The 16,230-nt window shown below is 72.6% G+C and carries 13 protein-coding genes; 5 read left to right on the top strand and 8 right to left on the bottom strand.

Annotated elements, in window-relative coordinates; translation table 11 throughout:
* Positions 1–17 precede the first annotated feature (17 nt).
* The 3 genes from E1288_RS26950 to E1288_RS26940 form a co-directional block, all read right to left on the bottom strand.
* Positions 18–632 (bottom strand): DJ-1/PfpI family protein, encoded by a 615-nt coding sequence (locus tag E1288_RS26950; protein WP_132489790.1) that lies wholly within the window; start codon positions 630–632, stop codon positions 18–20.
* A gap of 123 nt (positions 633–755) precedes the next feature.
* Positions 756–1,706: a GlxA family transcriptional regulator gene (locus E1288_RS26945; RefSeq protein ID WP_132489788.1), complete on the bottom strand. Its 951-nt coding sequence runs from the start codon at positions 1,704–1,706 to the stop codon at positions 756–758.
* 54 nt (positions 1,707–1,760) lie between these two features.
* Positions 1,761–4,910 carry a BTAD domain-containing putative transcriptional regulator gene (locus E1288_RS26940; RefSeq protein WP_132489786.1) on the bottom strand — a complete coding sequence of 1,050 codons (3,150 nt, stop codon included), beginning with the start codon at positions 4,908–4,910 and terminating at the stop codon, positions 1,761–1,763.
* Positions 4,911–5,031: 121 nt separating this feature from the next.
* Here E1288_RS26940 and E1288_RS26935 point away from each other — a divergent pair, with 121 nt between their 5' ends.
* Positions 5,032–6,057, top strand: coding sequence for an NADP-dependent oxidoreductase (locus E1288_RS26935; protein WP_132489784.1), 1,026 nt, complete (start codon positions 5,032–5,034; stop codon positions 6,055–6,057).
* 29 nt (positions 6,058–6,086) lie between these two features.
* Positions 6,087–6,692 (top strand): NAD(P)H oxidoreductase, encoded by a 606-nt coding sequence (locus E1288_RS26930; protein WP_132489782.1) that lies wholly within the window; start codon positions 6,087–6,089, stop codon positions 6,690–6,692.
* Positions 6,693–6,710: 18 nt separating this feature from the next.
* Here the strand turns inward: E1288_RS26930 and E1288_RS26925 are convergent, their stop codons facing one another.
* The 3 genes from E1288_RS26925 to sodN form a co-directional block, all read right to left on the bottom strand.
* On the bottom strand, positions 6,711–7,586 hold the full coding sequence (locus tag E1288_RS26925) for an alpha/beta fold hydrolase (protein WP_132489780.1): 876 nt from the start codon (positions 7,584–7,586) through the stop codon (positions 6,711–6,713).
* A 56-nt stretch (positions 7,587–7,642) separates the two neighbouring features.
* Positions 7,643–8,089 (bottom strand): cytidine deaminase, encoded by a 447-nt coding sequence (locus E1288_RS26920; protein WP_132489778.1) that lies wholly within the window; start codon positions 8,087–8,089, stop codon positions 7,643–7,645.
* A gap of 87 nt (positions 8,090–8,176) precedes the next feature.
* Entirely contained in the window at positions 8,177–8,584 is a 408-nt protein-coding gene (gene sodN, locus E1288_RS26915; protein ID WP_093277413.1) for a superoxide dismutase, Ni, read from the bottom strand.
* A gap of 79 nt (positions 8,585–8,663) precedes the next feature.
* On the opposite strand from sodN, the gene E1288_RS26910 reads away from it, so the two are divergent.
* Positions 8,664–8,978: a S24/S26 family peptidase gene (locus E1288_RS26910; RefSeq protein ID WP_132489776.1), complete on the top strand. Its 315-nt coding sequence runs from the start codon at positions 8,664–8,666 to the stop codon at positions 8,976–8,978.
* A 4-nt stretch (positions 8,979–8,982) separates the two neighbouring features.
* Here the strand turns inward: E1288_RS26910 and E1288_RS26905 are convergent, their stop codons facing one another.
* Positions 8,983–9,585, bottom strand: coding sequence for a dTDP-4-dehydrorhamnose 3,5-epimerase family protein (locus E1288_RS26905; RefSeq protein WP_132489774.1), 603 nt, complete (start codon positions 9,583–9,585; stop codon positions 8,983–8,985).
* A gap of 440 nt (positions 9,586–10,025) precedes the next feature.
* On the opposite strand from E1288_RS26905, the gene E1288_RS26900 reads away from it, so the two are divergent.
* A complete protein-coding gene (locus E1288_RS26900) occupies positions 10,026–11,225 on the top strand; it encodes an NAD(P)-dependent malic enzyme (RefSeq protein WP_132489772.1) in 1,200 nt (399 codons plus the stop codon).
* Between the two features lie 313 nt (positions 11,226–11,538).
* A complete protein-coding gene (locus E1288_RS26895; protein ID WP_235883833.1) occupies positions 11,539–14,355 on the top strand; it encodes a sensor domain-containing protein in 2,817 nt (938 codons plus the stop codon).
* Positions 14,356–14,519: 164 nt separating this feature from the next.
* Here the strand turns inward: E1288_RS26895 and E1288_RS26890 are convergent, their stop codons facing one another.
* Positions 14,520–16,064 (bottom strand): bis-aminopropyl spermidine synthase family protein, encoded by a 1,545-nt coding sequence (locus E1288_RS26890; protein WP_132489770.1) that lies wholly within the window; start codon positions 16,062–16,064, stop codon positions 14,520–14,522.
* Positions 16,065–16,230: the final 166 nt, after the last annotated feature.

The raw sequence follows: 16,230 nt of genomic DNA, 5'->3' as shown, positions 1-16,230 counted from the left end.
ACCGCGTTGCGCTGGGCTTACCCCTTCAGCGCGGCGGCCAGCAGCGCCGGGTCGGCCTTCTCCGGCGAGCCGGTGTCGAACGGCGGCTGCGGGTCGTACTCCAGGAGCAGCTGGATCATCTTCGCGACTTCCTCGCCCCAGAGCTCGGCGGCAAGCCGCAGCCCCATGTCGATGCCCGCGGAGACGCCGGCTCCGGTCACGACCTTCCCGTCGAACACGACCCGGTCGGTGACGACCTCGACGCCCAGCTCGCCCAGCACCTCGCGCACCGTCCAGTGCGTCGTCGCGCGCTTGCCGGTCAGGATCCCGGCCTTCGCCAGCAGCAGGGATCCGGTGCACACCGACGTCGTCCACGTCGTGTTCGGGTGCACCGCGGCGAGCCAGGAGACCAGCTCCTCGTCGTCCAGCGCCGTGCGCCAGGCGGAGCTGCCGGGGACGACCACGACGTCGGGCCGGTCGAGCTCGGCGAAGGTCGTCGTCGGCTGGATCGGCAGCCCGGAGTCGCAGCGTACGGTGCCGCGGCCGGCCGCGACGAAGTGCGGGGTGACGGCCGGATTGCCCGCCAGGGTCTCGTAGGGTCCGACCAGGTCGAGCGCGGTGAACTTGTCGTAGAGCACGAATGCGATGTCCACGGTGGACTCCTTCAGAGGCTGTTTTGGATGTCGTGGGGTTTGGTCTTCGAAGCGGCGCAGCCGCTTAGCCCACCCGTTCCGCTCCCCGCACCGCCACGCGGAGCAAGTTCGGAAACAAGCTCTTCAGCCTGCGGTGCGGAAGCGGTCTCGGTAGGCGCTCGGCGGCACGCCGAGCTGGCGGAGGAAGGCCCGCCGCATGGTCTCGGCGCTGCCGAAGCCGCAGCGCCGCGCGACACCGTCCCGGTCGGCCTCCAGCAGCGCGCGGGCCGCTTCGACGCGCGCCCGCTCGACGTACCGGCCGGGGCTGGTGCCGACCTCCCTGGTGAACAGGCGGGTGAAGTGGCGCGGGCTCATCGCCAGCCGCGCGGCCATCGCCGGGACGCTGTAGTCGCCGGCCGGGCACGCCGAGATGTCGCCGAGCAGCTCGCGGAGCGCGCGGTCGCCCACCGGCGGCGCCGAGTTCCACACGCTGAACTGCGACTGGCCGCCCGGCCGCTGGAGGAACACCACGAGCCACTTGGCCAGCGTGCGGGCCGGTTCGGCGCCGTGGTCGTCCTCGACCAGCGCGAGCGCGAGATCGACTCCCGCGGTCACCCCGGCCGCCGTCACCAGCGGTGCGTCGCGGACGTAGATCGAGTCCGGCTCGACCGTCACGGCCGGGTAGGACGCCGCGAGCTCGTGGCACATCGCCCAGTGCGTGGTCGCCCGGCGCCCGTCCAGCAGGCCCGCCTCGGCCAGCAGGAACGCCCCGGAGCACACCGAGGCGATGCGCTCGGCGAGCCCGGCCAGCCGGCGGACCTGGCCGATCAGCTCCGCGTCGGACATCGCCTCGCGGGTGCCCTCGCCGCCCGCGACGACGAGGGTGCCGAGCTCGGTGATCTCCTCGAGCGCGACTTCGACGCCGAGCCGGACCCGCGACGACGTCACCACGTCCCGGCCGCCCAGCGACGCCAGGCGCACCCGGTAGCGGCCGTCGAGGAGCCGCGACGCCCCGTCGAAGACCTCCAGCGGACCGGCGGCGTCCAGCAGCTGGACCCCGTCGTAGACCGCGATGACCACTTCGTGCCTGTCCACGCCTTCGAGCCTGGCCGCTCCGGCGGATGTCCTCAAGGACTAGTACCCCACCGATCAGGACGAGTGCTGCGCCGGTGCCGGGCCCGTCGCGCGGCCCGCCGAGAACTCCGCGTCGAACACCGCGGGGCTCGTTGCTTCCCGCGCCCGGGCGGCGATCCGGTCGACGTCGTGGCGCTCCGCAGGCGGTAGCGGAGCTCCGACCGACTCCCGTGCGGCCGCCGCCCGGCCGAGCAGCCGCGCTGCCGCAGCAGCTTCACCGGCCAGCGCTTCGGCGCCGGCCAGTCCTTCCAGGGCCAGCGCGACCGCGCGCGGATCGCCGGTGCCGCGGGCCAGGGCCAGCCCTTCGGCGTGGAGGTTCCGCGCAGTCTCGGGGGCGTCGCGCAGTTCGGCGATGAAGCCGAGTTCGGACAGCGCCAGGGCGGCGCCCGGATCGTCCGCGGCCTGGCGGCTCCACGTCAGCTGGCGCTGCCACAGGCGTTCTGCCTCGTCCAGGTGGCCTCGGCGGCGCGCGGTCAGGGCCAGGCCGAACTCGGCGTAGACCTCGCTTTGCGGGTCGTTGACCTCGGCGGCGAGCTCCGCCGCGCGCCGGTGGTGCGCCTCGGCGGCGGCGAGGTCGCCGGTCAGCAGCGCGATCCGGCCCAGCCCGGAGAGCTGGTCGGCGGCCTCCGAGCAGAGGCCGAGGTCCTCGGCGATCCGCAGTCCGTCGCGGTGCATCCGCTCGGCCTGCGCGTAGTCGCCGGTGATCTCGGCGAGCCCGGCCAGCGGTGCCGTCGCCTGCAATCGCCCCCACTGGTCGCCCAGCTCGCCGAACAGCGCCAACGCCTCGGTGGCGTCCGTTCGGGCGGCCGCGAGGTCGCCGCGCACGAACGCGCGCCGGGCGCGGTTGCTCAGCACTGCGGCCGCGCCCCAGCGGTCGCCTGCGTCCCGGCAGGCGCGCAATGCGCCGTCGAGGACTTCCGCGCCGCCGGAGAAGTCGCCGAGGTCGACGTGGGCGTAGTCGATGAACCACTCCGCCCTCGCCCGGTCGACGGCGGAGGCGATGCCGGGGCGTTCGCGTGCCGCGTGGCGGTCCATTCCGCACAGCACGGCCATGCCGTCCCGCCAGGCGGCCAGGACGGCCGATCGCCCGGCGACGGCGTGCAGCAGTTGGTGCGCTTCCCGGAGCCGTCCTGTCAGGAACAGGTACCAGGACGTCGCGCCCGCCAGTTGCCGGATCGGCACCGCGTCCTGGTGGTGCAGCGCATCGTCGAGGGACGCCCGCAGGTTCGGCAGTTCCGGCTCGAAGCCGCGCAACCAGTCGCGTTGTTCCGCGCTGCGCAGGCCGGTGTCGGCGCGCTCGGCGAACGCGGCGTAGTACCGGCGGGCCCGGAGCCGGAGATCGTCGGTTTCGGCCGCCTCGGCGAGCTTTTCCCGGCTGTAGTCGGCCACCGATTCCAGCAGCCGGAAGCGGGGCCTGCCGTCCGGGAAGCCCACCGCGACCAGGCTCCGGTCCACCAGCCGAGCCAGCACGTCCACGACCTCGGCGGCGGGCACGCGTTCGTCGGCGCAGACCGCCTCCGCGGCGGCGAGCGTGCAGCCGTCGGCGTGCACTGCCAGGCGGCGCAGCACGATCTGTTCCGCCGGTTCCAGCAGGTCCCAGCTCCAGTCGATGACGGCCCGCAGCGTCTGGTGCCGGGTCGGGGCTCGGCGGTTGCGGGTCGTCAGCAGGTCGAAGCGGTCGTCCAGCCGCGCGGCGAGCTCGCGGACGCCGAGCCCGCGCACCCGCGAGGCCGCGAGTTCCAGCGCCAGCGGCAGCCCGTCGAGCCGCCGGCAGATCGCCGCGATCGCGGCCGCGTCGGCTTCGCCGAGCCCGTCCGGGGCGAAGCCGGGCGACGCGGCGACGGCCCTGGCGATGAACAGCCGCGCCGCGCCGGCCTGCCGCACCGCCTCCGGGGTGGCGTGCGCGGGCAGGTCGAGCGTCGGCACCGCCCACAGGCGCTCGCCGGGCAGGTGCAGCGGTTCCCGGCTGGTGGCCAGCAGGCGTAGGCCGGGCGCGGCCGCCAGCAGCCCCTCGGCCAGCGCAGCCGCCGCGTCGACGAGGTGCTCGCAGTTGTCGAGGACGATCAGCAAGTTCTTGCTGCGCAAGGCTTCCGACAGCCGGGCGACCGAGTCCAGGCCGGACCGGCTGACCTCGTCGCGCAGCCCGAGAGCGGCGGCCACGCCGTCGGCCACCCCGGCCACTCCGGCGGCGGCGTCGACGGAGGCCAGCTCCACGAGCCAGGCGCCGCCGGGGAAGGAGCCGGCCGCCGCGTGCGCGGCCGCCAGCGAGAGCCGTGTCTTGCCGACCCCGCCGGGACCGGTCAGGGTCACCAGGCGTTCGGCGTCCAGCAGGGCGTGGAGGGACTCCGGTGCGCCGTCGCGGCCGATCAACGCCGACACCGGAGCCGGCAGGTTTCCGCGCACGTCGCCGCGGGGCGCGTTGAGCCGGGGCTCCTGCCGGAGCATCGACTGGTGCAGCGCGGACAGCTCCGGGCTCGGGTCGACGCCGAGTTCGTCGGCGAGCCGCGTGCGCAGCCGCTCGTACGCCTTCAGCGCTTCCGCCTGCCGCCCCGATCCGTACAGCGCGCGCAGGTAGATCGCGTGCAGCCGTTCCCGTTGCGGGTGGCGGGCGCTGAATCCGGCCAGTTCGGTGACGACCTCGGCGTGCTCGCCCAGTTCGAGGCGCGCTGCCGCGCGGTCTTCCCGCGCCGCCAGCTGCTGCTCGTGCAGCTCGGTGGCGGCCGGGATCGCGAAGGGTTCGTCGGCGAAGTCGGCCAGGGCTTCGCCGCGCCACAGGTCGAGGGCCTCGGTGAGCAGTGCGGCGCGGGTGCGCGGGTCGGCGGCGCGGGCGCGCGCGGTCAGGGCCGCGAAGCCGCCGATGTCGACCGCGTCGGCGTCGACGGCCAGCCGGTATCCGCCGGAGCGGAACTCCACGAGGCCGCGGCCGCCGGGTTCCGCCTCGTCGAGGACGCGCCGCAACTGCGAGACCTTCGCCCGCAGCGAGGGCACCGGCTTGCCGGGCGGCGCCGCGCCCCACAGGTCCTCGATGAGCCGGTCGGTGGAGAGGAGCCTGCCGCCCGCGAGGAGCAGGTCCGCGAGCAGGGCGCGCACCTTCGCCTCGGGGACGTGCACGGGTGTGCCGTCGTCCGTCCACACCGCAAGCGGACCCAACACCCCGAATCGCACGCCGCTCACACTACCCGCGAGTCCGGAGGTGACCTGCGATAACGGTGCGCCGCAAACGAATCCGAAACGAACCACAACCGGTGCCGTGCAAGCTTGCCCCGATTTCGAGGAGGGATTCGGGATGAGCAACGACGGCAATCCCGGCACCGGTCGGGAGATCCGCCTGGTCGAGAAGCCGAGCAAAGCGCCCACCGCGGCGAACTTCGCACTCGTCGAGGCGCCGGCGCCCACCCCTGCCGCGGGGCAGGTGCTGGTGCGCAACACCTGGATGTCGGTCGACCCCTACATGCGGGAGCGGATGAACCCGGAGGTCACCTACCTGCCGCAGTTCCGGGTGGGGGAGGTGCTGGACGGCCCGGCCATCGGGGAGGTCATCGCGTCCGAGGCGCCGGAGGTGCCGGTCGGGGCGACCGTCCGGCACTGGCTCGGCTGGCGCGAGTTCGCGGTCGTGGACGCGGCCGGGGTCGAGCAGGTCGACACCTCGATCGCCGCGGCGCAGGACTACCTGGGCCCGCTGGGGACGACCGGCTTGACCGCCTACGTTGCGTTCACCGAGATCGCGCCGGTGCGGCCCGGGGACGTGGTGTTCGTGTCCGCGGCGGCCGGGGCGGTGGGCAGCATCGCCGGCCAGCTGGCCCGCAAGTTCGGCGCCGCCAAGGTGATCGGCTCGGCCGGCGGCCCGGTCAAGGCGCGCAAGCTGCGCGAGGCGTTCGGGTTCGACGCCGCCATCGACTACCGGGCCGCGCCGGTCGCCGAGCAGCTCGACGCGGTCGCGCCGGACGGCATCGACGTCTACCTCGACAACGTGGGCGGGGAGCACCTGGAGGCCGCCATCGACGCGATGCGCGTCGGCGGCCGGATCGCCCTGGTGGGCGCCATCAGCGGCTACAACGCCGGGGCGCCGGCCGCGGGCCCGCGCAACTACTTCCAGTTGGCTGGCAAGGACATCACGATGCGCGGCCTGCTCTCCGGCCGCTACTTCGACCGGTTCGGCGAGTACATCGGCAAGGCCGCGGACTGGCTCGCCGACGGAAGCCTGCACGCGGAGTCCACAGTGGAGCGTGGTATCGAGCGGGCTCCCGAGGCGTTGATGGGCGTCTTGAACGGCGCCAACACCGGAAAGATGCTCGTCCGGCTGGGCGACTGACGAACCGCACGAATCGGAGGAATGCTGAAATGACATCCCACCAGGGAGAACGGGCCCTCGTCGTCGTCGCGCACCCGCGCGCCGACTCGCTGACCACCAAGGCGGCCGACCGGGTGCACCGCAGGCTGAAGGCGGCGCAGTACGAGGTGGACCTGCTCGACCTCTACGCCGAGGGGTTCGACCCGCGCCTGGAGACCGCCGACGAGCCCGACTGGAAGGATCCCGGCAAGACCTACTCGCCCGAGGTCCGGGCGCACATGGCGCGCATCGACGCCGCCGACGTGATCGTGGTGGTGTTCCCGGTGTGGTGGTTCGGCGTGCCGGCGATCGTCAAGGGCTGGATCGACCGGGTGTGGAACCACGGCTTCGCCTACGGCGCCGCCGAAGCGCGGCTGGCCGGGAAGCGGATGCTGTGGCTGGGACTGGCCGGCGGGGCGAGCGGCGGATATGCGGAAGCCGGCCTGTCCGGGGCGATGGACACCCAGCTCCGCATGGGCGTCTCGAACTTCTGCGGCATCGAGGACGCGGAGCTCCGGCTCGTCCACGACACCGAGACCGCGGCGGGGGAGCAGGTGCTCGCCGAGGCGGAGACCACGGCGGCGGACTTCCTGTTCGGCGAGGCCGTCGAGGGGTGATCGAGCGGCGCCGGCCGGTCAGCCGCCGGTCGGCGCCCACGGGTCCAGCAGACTGCGGAGGATCTGCTCGGCGTGGGTCCAGAGCAGGGCGCCCCCGGCGTCCGGGACGACGTGGTGCCGGGCGCCCGGGATGCGCCGGGCCAGCGTGGCGCCGAAGTCGGGCGAGTGGCTCGGGCTGGTGTCCAGCCGGCCGTACCAGAGGTCGACGGGGACGCGGATCTCCTCCGCCGCGAACGGCCAGCGGCTCATCGCCAGCGCGGTGTCGCGGGCGTACCCCGCCGCGCCCTGCGCGAAACCGTCGGCCATGGCGCGGCGGAAAGCCCGTTCGAACCGCGGATTCCGGTAGACGGCGAGGTCGGTTTCCGGGCTGAAGGCGACGATCAGCTTCCACAGCGCCTCCGGGCTGCCGAACTCGGCGAACGACTCCTCGGCCGCCGCCGGATCGGCGGCGACCGCGCCGACCATGTCCCGCAGGTCGCCGGGGAGCGCGTCGCCGAGCACCGCGAACTCGTCGGCCCCGGCGACGACGGCGGCCCGGCTCGCGACGCCCGCCGCCGCGCAGGCCAGGGCGAACGGCCCACCGGCCGAGTAGCCGACGACCGCGAGGTCGTCGATGCCGCGCCCGGCGGCGAACTCGGCGATGTCGTCGGCCCAGTCGCGGAGCGTGCGCCCGGGTGCGGGATCGGAGGCGCCCAGGCCGGGCCGGTCCACCGAGATGAGCCGGATGCCCAGCGCGTCGACGGCATCGGCGCCGAACCCGAGCCGCCGGCTCGTCGCGGCTCCAGGGCACAGCAGGACGGCGACGCCGTCCGCCGCGCCCCACTCGCCCCAGGCGAGGCGGCGCCCGTCGGCGAGTTCGTGCAGCCCGAGCCGCGTCGGTTCCGGAACGTCCACGGTGGTCAATTGTGGACATGCCCGCACGCGGGCGCATTCGAATTTCGGTTGCCGGATCAGGCGAGGTGCTCCGCGGCGGACGGCCAACCGCCGTCGGCGGAGAACAGGGTTCCCCAGTAGAACGGGTTCAGCTCGCGCAGCGTCCGCGCCGACCAGCCCGAAGGGCTGTCCGCGTCGGCCACCGCCACCTCGACGTCCGGGCCCCACAACGCCAGCCGCTCCTGGCAGACGCCGCACGGCGCGAGCACGGGATGGCCTTCGGCACCAGGCCATTTGCTGACGCAGACGGACGCGGTGACGCGCTTGTCGAGCGTGTACGCCTGGCAGAGCGCGCCGGTCTCGGCGCACAGGGTGGCGGCGGCGTTGAGGTTGTCGAGGCTGGTGCTGGTCAGGATCTGGCCGTCGTCGAGCCGCACGGCGGCCGCCACGGCCTGCTCGGCGTGCCCCCAACGCCGTTCCAGCAGCTCCACGGCCGCGTCCAGCAGTGGTTGATCGAGTCCCATCCGCCCAGTCTGCCGGGCCGGAACACGAAAGAACGCCGGTCGGCGGAAATGGTTCCCGCCGGCCGGCGTCCTCGCGGAACTACGACCTCAGCCCTGCTTGGTTTCCCAGAAGATCTTGTCGATCTCGGCGATGTAGTCCAGCAGCTGCTGACCGGACTTGGCCTCCATGGAACCCTTGGTCCCGGCCGCGCCCGCGGCCTTGGTGGCCTTGTTGATCAGCTCGTGCAGCTGCGGGTACTTCTCGAAGTGCGGCGGCTTGAAGTAGTCGGTCCACAGCACCCACAGGTGGTGCTTGACCAACTCGGAGCGCTGCTCGGCGATCAGAATCGCGCGAGTGCGGAACTCCGGGTCCTCATTGGCCTGGTACTTCTCCTGGATCGCCTTGATGGACTCAGCCTCGATCCGCGCCTGCGCCGGGTCGTACACGCCGCACGGCAGGTCGCAGTGCGCGGTTGCCTCGAGGCGGGGGCTGAGGATTCGCGACAGGAGTCGCATGATTCCTCCCTGACAAGTGAGTGCTCCGACAGGGGCGACCCTACTCTTGAAGATCCTCGAAGTCCCATTGGAGGTGCCTGTGAAGTCCCTCGGGCGGTGGCCTTGGCGGCGGTTGCTGGTGCGCGGGCCGTCCATGGTTCCCACCCTGCGGGATCGCAACGTGGTGTTGTTGCGGCTGCGGGGTTCCGCCCGGCCGGGAGACGTCGTGCTGGTGCGCTGGGCGCAGCGTCCGGGCCAGCTTTCGGTGAAGCGCGCGCTGCGGCGCGACGGCGACGGCTGGCACGTCGAGGGCGACAACGCCTTCGGTTCGACGGATTCTCGGGAGCTCGGCCCGGCCGAGGTGCTCGGCGTCATCCGCTGGCGCCTCTGGCCGAAGCCCGGCCGCGTGCGGTGACGGCTCAGCCGCGCAGGCTTTCGTAGTGGGCCAGGCAGGTTTCGTAATCCGGAAGCAGGCCTTGCTCGGCGGCCTGCGCGAGGCCCGGGGCGGCTCGGTCCTTTTCGGACAGGATCGGCTCGCCGTCGAGGTCGGACCACGGCAGCGACAGGTCCGGGTCGAGCGGGTCGATGCCGTGCTCGGCCGCCGGGTTGTACGGCGTGGAGCAGAGGTAGGTCATCACGGTGTCGTCGGTGAGCGCGGCGAAGGCGTGGCCGAGCCCCTCGGCGAGGTAGACGGCGCGGTATTCGGTGGCGTCCAGCCGGATCGCCTCCCACTGCCCGAAGGTCGGGGAGCCGACGCGGATGTCGACCACCACGTCTAACAGCGCGCCGCGCGGGCAGTACACGTACTTCGCCTGGCCCGGCGGCACGTCGGCGAAGTGCAGGCCGCGGATGACGTTGCGCGCGGAGACGCTGTGGTTGGTCTGCGCGACCCGCAGCGGGTGCCCGGTGGCGTCGACGAACGCCACTTCCTGGAACGGTGCGACGAACAGCCCGCGGTGGTCGGGGAAGGCCTTCGGGGTGAACTCGTAGGCGCCCGTGATCTCAAGTCGACGTACCTGCACGTCCGAAAGCCTATGGGCCCGGTCGGAATGCGGATCGGTGGGGCGGAGTTGATATCGGCCGTGCGAGCTATTCGACCCTTTATTCAAACCGGACGTACGTACTGCGAAATGCCGGACTGAAACCGGACGAGCGTACTGCCGAAAGCAGATCCAAATAGGACGCGCGTACTGCCAGCGATCCTTGACAAATTGTTGAACTTGCTGGTGAGGTTGTGTGATCCCGGTCGCTGACACTGATCTCGCGGCCTGGCACACTGTTCGAACCGCAGCGTCCGCCGAGAGCCGCTGTCCGACCAGGGCGGCAGGTCTCGGTTATTTCGAAACACTCGCCTGTCCGGCACGCCTGGGCGGGCGAGCGTCGCACGGGCGGCACAGTGCCGCCCGCTTCGCCCGGCCCGGAATGTGCCCGGGCCGCAGGCATGGCTACTTGGAGGGACGCCGTGACCACCGTCAACGACAGCACCGCAAGCGGAGTCGGTGCGGATTTGACCAACGAGGAGATCTTCGCGGCGCACGAGGGCGGCAAGCTCGCCGTCGGCGTGACCGCGCCGCTTGGTTCCGCGCGGGATCTGTCGATCGCTTACACCCCCGGAGTGGCGCAGGTCAGCCGGGCGATCGCCAGCGACCCGGAGCTGGCCGACCGCTACACGTGGACCCAGCGGCTCGTCGCCGTGGTCAGCGACGGCACCGCGGTGCTCGGCCTGGGCGACATCGGGCCGCGGGCCTCGCTGCCGGTGATGGAGGGCAAGTCCGCGCTGTTCAAGACCTTCGCCGGGCTCGACTCGATCCCGCTGGTGCTGGACACCACCGACGTCGACGAGATCGTGGAGACCCTGGTCCGGCTGCGCCCGTCGTTCGGCGCGGTCAACCTGGAGGACATCTCCGCGCCGCGCTGCTTCGAGCTGGAGCGCCGGGTTTCCGAGGCGCTGGACTGCCCGGTCATGCACGACGACCAGCACGGCACCGCCGTGGTCGTGCTCGCCGCACTGCGCAACGCCGCCAAGGTCGTCGGCCGTGAGCTGGGATCGCTGCGAGTGGTGATCTCCGGCGCCGGCGCGGCGGGCGTGGCCTGCGCGAAGATCTTGCACACCGCCGGCGTCGGCGAGATCACCATGCTCGACTCGCGCGGCGTGATCCACTCCGGTCGGGAAGACCTGACGCCGATCAAGCAGGAGCTCGCCGGGTTCACCAACGCCAGCGGGATCACCGGCGGGCCCGCCGAGGCGCTGCGCGGCGCCGACGTGGTGGTCGGCGTTTCGGTCGGGCAGCTCCCGGAGGAGCTGGTGGCGACGATGGCCGACGGCGCCATCGTGTTCGCGCTGTCCAACCCCGACCCGGAGATCCACCCGGACGTCGCCAAGCGGTACGCCGCCGTGGTCGCCACCGGGCGCAGCGACTTCCCGAACCAGATCAACAACGTGCTGGCGTTCCCGGGCATCTTCAAGGGTGCGCTGGACGTCGGGGCGCGCAAGATCACCGACAACATGAAGGTCGCCGCGGCCGAGGCGATCGCGGCCGTCGCCGCCGACGACCTCAGCGCCGACTACATCGTGCCCAGCCCGCTGGACCCGCGGGTGGCGCCCGAGGTCAGCGCGGCCGTCGCGAAGGCGGCGCGGGCCGACGGAGTCGCGAAGGCATGAGCCGTCGAGGCTGTTGCCACCTGACCGGACGGCGGTAGGTTCGGTTGGCGTGCAGCGGGGCCGGGGGAGCCAGCAGCGGCTCCCCCGGCCCCGTCGCATCGGCGGCGGCCAACGGATTTCGGTTGTCGGCGTCATCATGTCGGGCGACGGCCGTCACCACTCCAGGGAACCGGTCAGATGCCCCGGCACCATGGCGTTACTGCGGGTGCATTGACCGGTAAGGTCGGCCGCACGGATAGCTGTGTCTCACGTCACTCATCAGTGGCGGATCGGCGTCCGGAATCGGCGGCCGCGCGGCCGCCACGCAGGAGGGGTGCAGTTGACCGAGCGGAGCGAGCGGAACCGGACTGCTTCCGGTGGTCTCGGCCTGGCCGGCGCCTGCGCCGAAACGTTCGAACTCGTCCCGCTGCCGGCCGCACCGGCCCTGCTGAGCACCGCGGACGGCATCGTGGTGCGGGCGACGGAACAGGCCGCGACGCTCGCCGGCGAGCCAGGCCCCGACGCGCTGATCGGCTGCCGCCTCGCGGACCTCGTGTCCCGCGACGGCGTGGTGTCGATGCTGCGGACGCGCACCGGCCCGCTCCCGGTCCGCCCGCTGAGCTGGCCGCACGCCGACGACGAGCAGCTGCGCGTCACGGTGCTGACGGACGTCTCCGACCTCACCGAGGCGGCACCTGCGGCGGCCGATGCCGCCAACTCCAACGAGCGGCGCTGGCTGATCGAGGCGCAGCGCATCGCCAAGGTCGGCAGCTGGGTGTTCTACCCGGAAACCGGTGAGCTCTACCGCAGCCCGGTGCTCGCCGAGTTCCTCGGCGGCTCGGGCGCCGAGAACGCCACCGACGCCGGCTCGATGATCTCGGCGACCCATCCCGAGGACAAGGACCGCGCCGCCCAGTTCTACGCCGACGTGCTCTCCGCGCCCGAGGGCGAACTGCTGGAGGTCGAGCTCCGCGACCTGCCCGGCAAGCGGATCTACCTGTGCACCGGCCGTGCCGAGTACAACCGCTCCGGCCGGATCGAGCGCGTGCAGGGCACCGTCCAGGACGTCACCGAACACCGGGCGCTGGAACGCCAGCTCCGCGACGAGCGGCGCAAGCTGCAGGACGCGCAGCGGATCGCCCGGCTCGGCACCTGGGAGTGGGATCCGCGGGCCGACGCCATTCGGCTGTCGCGGATGCTGCACGAGATCATCGGCAAGCCGACCACCGCGCACACCACCTTCGACACCTACCTGGAGCGGGTGCACCCGGACGACAGGGACTGGGTCAGGCAGGCGTGGGAACCGCTGATCGACCGGCGCGAACCGATCGAGGTCGAGCACCGCTACGTGCGGATCGACGGCACGATGCGGATCCTGCGGCTGCACGGCACCGCGATCAAGGACGCCGACGGCGAGGTCGTCATGGTCGGCACCGTGCAGGACGTCACCGAGCAGCGCGCGGTGGTGACCCGCATGGAGCGGTCCAGTCAGCGCTTCAGCGACCTGGTCAACATCACGCCGGTCGGCATCGGGCTGTTCGACCGGGCCGAGCGGCTGGTCGACGCCAACGACACGCTGTGCGACCTGCTCGGGTACCGGCTGGAGCAGCTGCGCGGCATGTCCGTGCCCCAGATCACCCACCCCGACGAGCGGCAGACCGGCTTGCCCACGCCGAGCGAGCGGCCGGGCCTCCGGCGCCGGGTACCGCAGCGGGTGCTGGTGCGCTCCGACGGCGAGCCGGTGTACTGCGAGCTGCACACTTCGTCGTCGGTGCAGGACGACGGCACCCAGTTCTGGCTGGTGGTCTTCCAGGACATCACCGAGCGGCGGCGCGCGGCCGAGGCCCTGCGCTACCAGGCCACCCACGACGACCTGACCGGGCTGCCGAACCGCGCGGCGGTGAAGGACCTGCTGCTCAGGTTGCTCGGGCGCGCCGACTCGCACCGCGTCGCGGTGCTGTTCTGCGACATCGACAACTTCAAACGGGTAAACGATTCACTGGGTCACGACGCCGGGGACGAGCTGCTGGTCGCGCTGGCCCGGCGGCTCGAAGGCGGGCTGCCGGACGGCTGCACGGCGGCCCGGCTGTCCGGCGACGAATTCGTGATTATCTGCCAGGACATCGAGGCCGTCGGCGGCGTCGACTCGCTGGCGACCCGGGTGTCCGGGCTGCTGCGCACCGCGGTGCCGGTGCACGGCCAGCTGATCCGGGTGTCGTCGTCGATCGGCGCCGCGGTGCCCAACGGATCGGGGGCCGGCGGCGAGGACCTGCTGCGGTTCGCCGACGCGGCGATGTTCGAGGCGAAGCGCCGCGGCACCGGCAAGGTCTCGCTGGCCAGCCCCGCCCTGATGGCCTCGGCGGACCGGCAGCTGCAGCTGGAGGGCCAGCTGCGGGAGGCGCTGAACAACGACGGGCTCGTCCTGCACTACCAGCCCGTGGTGAACTCCGAAGGGGTGGTGGTCACCGCCGAGGCGCTGGTGCGCTGGCCGCACCCGGATCGCGGGATGCTCGCGCCGGACGCGTTCCTGCCGGTCGCGGAGCAGGGCGACCTGCTGCGCGAGCTGGACCGCTGGGTCCTGCGGACCGCGCTCCGGGAGGCGGCGACGTGGCCGGCCCGCAACGGCCGCCCGGTCGGCGTCGCGGTGAACCTGGCGGGCCTGGTGCCGGGCGGCCCGGAGTTCGTCGACGGGGTCGCCGACATCGTCGCCGAGACCGGCATCGCCTGGAACCGGGTGATCCTGGAGCTGGTGGAGACGGCGCTGGTGGACCTGCCGTCGCGGACCCGGCACGAGATGGGCGAGCTGGTGGCGCGCGGCGTGCGGTTCGCCGTCGACGACTTCGGCACCGGCTACTCGTCGCTGGCCCGGCTGAAGGACCTGCCGGCGCAGATCATCAAGGTGGACCGCCGGTTCGTCGCCGGCGTCGGCGGCGACGCCTCGGACTTCGCGGTGGCGCGGGCGGTCGTGGACATGGCGCGCGCGATGGGCCGCCAGTGCGTCGCCGAAGGCGTGGAGACCGCGACGCAGTTCCACGTGCTCTGCGGCGTCGGCGTGGACGCCTACCAGGGCTGGCTGTTCTCCAAGGCGATCCCGGCCCGCGAGTTCCGCGGCCTCCTCGAACGCGGCCCCGTGCCGATCCCGGGAGCCTGACGCCCGGGAGGTTCCGTTTTCGCGCGAAACCGTCGCCCTGCAGGCCTGCGGAACGCCGTTTTCGCGCGAAAACGGCGCGCAGGACGAGAGCCCGGACAGCCCCTGCGAAGCCCGCACGGCCCCGTTGGCGGCGAAACCCTGGACCTCCTGTGGGGTCGCGGCCGTTACCGTGTCGCGGCGCGGAGCAGGTCGGCGATCCGGTGGCGGGGCAGGTCGATCAGGCGCAGTTCGAGGTCGGCCGCGTTCGGGGCGAGGCCGGCGACCCGTTCCCTGGCTTCGCGCTTGGTCAGGTCCGCCTCGGAACACGCGATCAGCGCCTCCCGCCAGACGTTGCCGACCTTGCCGTGCGCCCGGGTCAGCAGGTGGTGCGCCACCGTCGGGGTGTCAACCAGGTCCGCGACCAGGATCGCGTGCTTCGAGTCCGGGCTGCTGCGGTGGAACCGCAGCCGGTACTTCGCCGCGACCAGCTCGGAAATGGCGCGCTGGGCACGCTCGTTGGTGATGTCCGGGTGGTTGTTCGGCACCACGAATCCGGCGCGTTCGGCGTTGCAGGCCAACAACATCCGCAGCAGCCACGGCCCCGGGTCGGCACGCAGGTCGAACACCGGCGCGCCCTGCTGCTGCCGGATCGGCCGCGGCCAGCCGGGGTCCCGCAGCGACGTGACCGGGCCGCCGACCCGCTCGCCGATCGCGTCCAGGAATTCCGCGGGCGCGGAGGCTTCCAGCGCCTCCACCGACTGCGGGCCGTGCGTGTAGATCCCCGGCGCTTGCCGCAGCGCCAGCTTGCGGGTGTGCGCGGTCGGCTGGCACACGTACAGGTCGCTGGCGCTGCCGATGGCCTGCGCGCCGAAGTACCGGTGGAACCGGGGCAGGATCGCCTCGAACACCATGCCCAGCCGCAGCAGTTCCTGCTGCACCTTGTGCCCCAGCGCCGGCGTCCGCGGGCTGTAGCCGTAGGCGATCAGCAGCCGGCTGTTCGGGCCGGCCAGGCACTCGGCGGCCCGGGTGGCGAACAACCCGATGCCCTCCGGGGTGTAGGGCGGATCGGTGAACACCAGGTCCGCGCTGCTCTCCAGCACCGGCGGCACCCCGAACCGCAGGTCGGCGTGCATCGTGCGGACGGCGAAGCCGTGCTCGGCCGAGACCGAGTCGATGTGTTCCAGGATGCGCTCGTCGACGTCCACCACGGTCACCGACGCCGACGGCACGACGATGCTCAACGCCAGCGAAGTCAGGTCGTGGTCGCCCAGGCAGAGCACCTGCGCGCCGCGCAGGTCGTAGGTGTCGCGCAGCCATTCGGCGCGGCGCAGCGCCGTTTCCGGCGTGGCCGTCACGTGGTCTAGCGCCGCCGTAGGCACCGGCCCGCTCTCGACGAACTCGCGCATCCTCGCCAGCTGCTCGGCACCGGTGGGCGCGGCGGGGCGCAGCTCGTCCAGCGCGAAGCGCTGCCGGTAGCGGTCGCGGGCCTCCGGCGTCAGCCGGTACGTCTCGCCGGAGGCTTCGACGTCGGGGCCGGCGGTGGCGATCAGGTCTTCGACCGTGCGCCGCGTGACGGCCGTCCGGCGGATCAGCTCGTCGAGCGGCAGCGGGCCTTCGGCGAGCTGGGCGAGGACTTCGCGCAGCCGTCGGGCGAGGACTCCGGCTTCGGCGAGCACCGCTTGCACGGCGTCGACGGGCTCGGGAGTTGCGGGGTGCTGAGCAGTGTTCATCGGGTTCTCAACCTTACGGCGTGCCCCGCGCGGCCGCTGCCGCGCCGGTTCCCAGAGGGTGGGAGCGCGCTGTCGAGAAGATCACGCGATGGTCTCGGCCGATCGCACGATTCGGCCGATCGAGCTAGGGTCGGCCAGGTTTGGGGGACCGCGACGATCTACGAGG

It is taken from the genome of Saccharopolyspora elongata (genome assembly GCF_004348985.1).
In the GTDB taxonomy this organism is placed as follows: Bacteria; Actinomycetota; Actinomycetes; order Mycobacteriales; family Pseudonocardiaceae; genus Saccharopolyspora; species Saccharopolyspora elongata.
This window is presented reverse-complemented; position numbering and strand designations above follow the sequence as displayed.

Excerpts from the sequence above, each read along its gene's own strand:
- sodN (WP_093277413.1), bottom strand. The coding sequence starts at position 8,584 with ATGCGACTCCTGTCGCGAATCCTCAGCCCCCGCCTCGAGGCAACCGCG.
- E1288_RS26935 (WP_132489784.1), top strand. The coding sequence starts at position 5,032 with ATGAGCAACGACGGCAATCCCGGCACCGGTCGGGAGATCCGCCTGGTC.
- E1288_RS26930 (WP_132489782.1), top strand. The coding sequence starts at position 6,087 with ATGACATCCCACCAGGGAGAACGGGCCCTCGTCGTCGTCGCGCACCCG.
- E1288_RS26890 (WP_132489770.1), bottom strand. The coding sequence starts at position 16,064 with ATGAACACTGCTCAGCACCCCGCAACTCCCGAGCCCGTCGACGCCGTG.
- E1288_RS26920 (WP_132489778.1), bottom strand. The coding sequence starts at position 8,089 with ATGGGACTCGATCAACCACTGCTGGACGCGGCCGTGGAGCTGCTGGAA.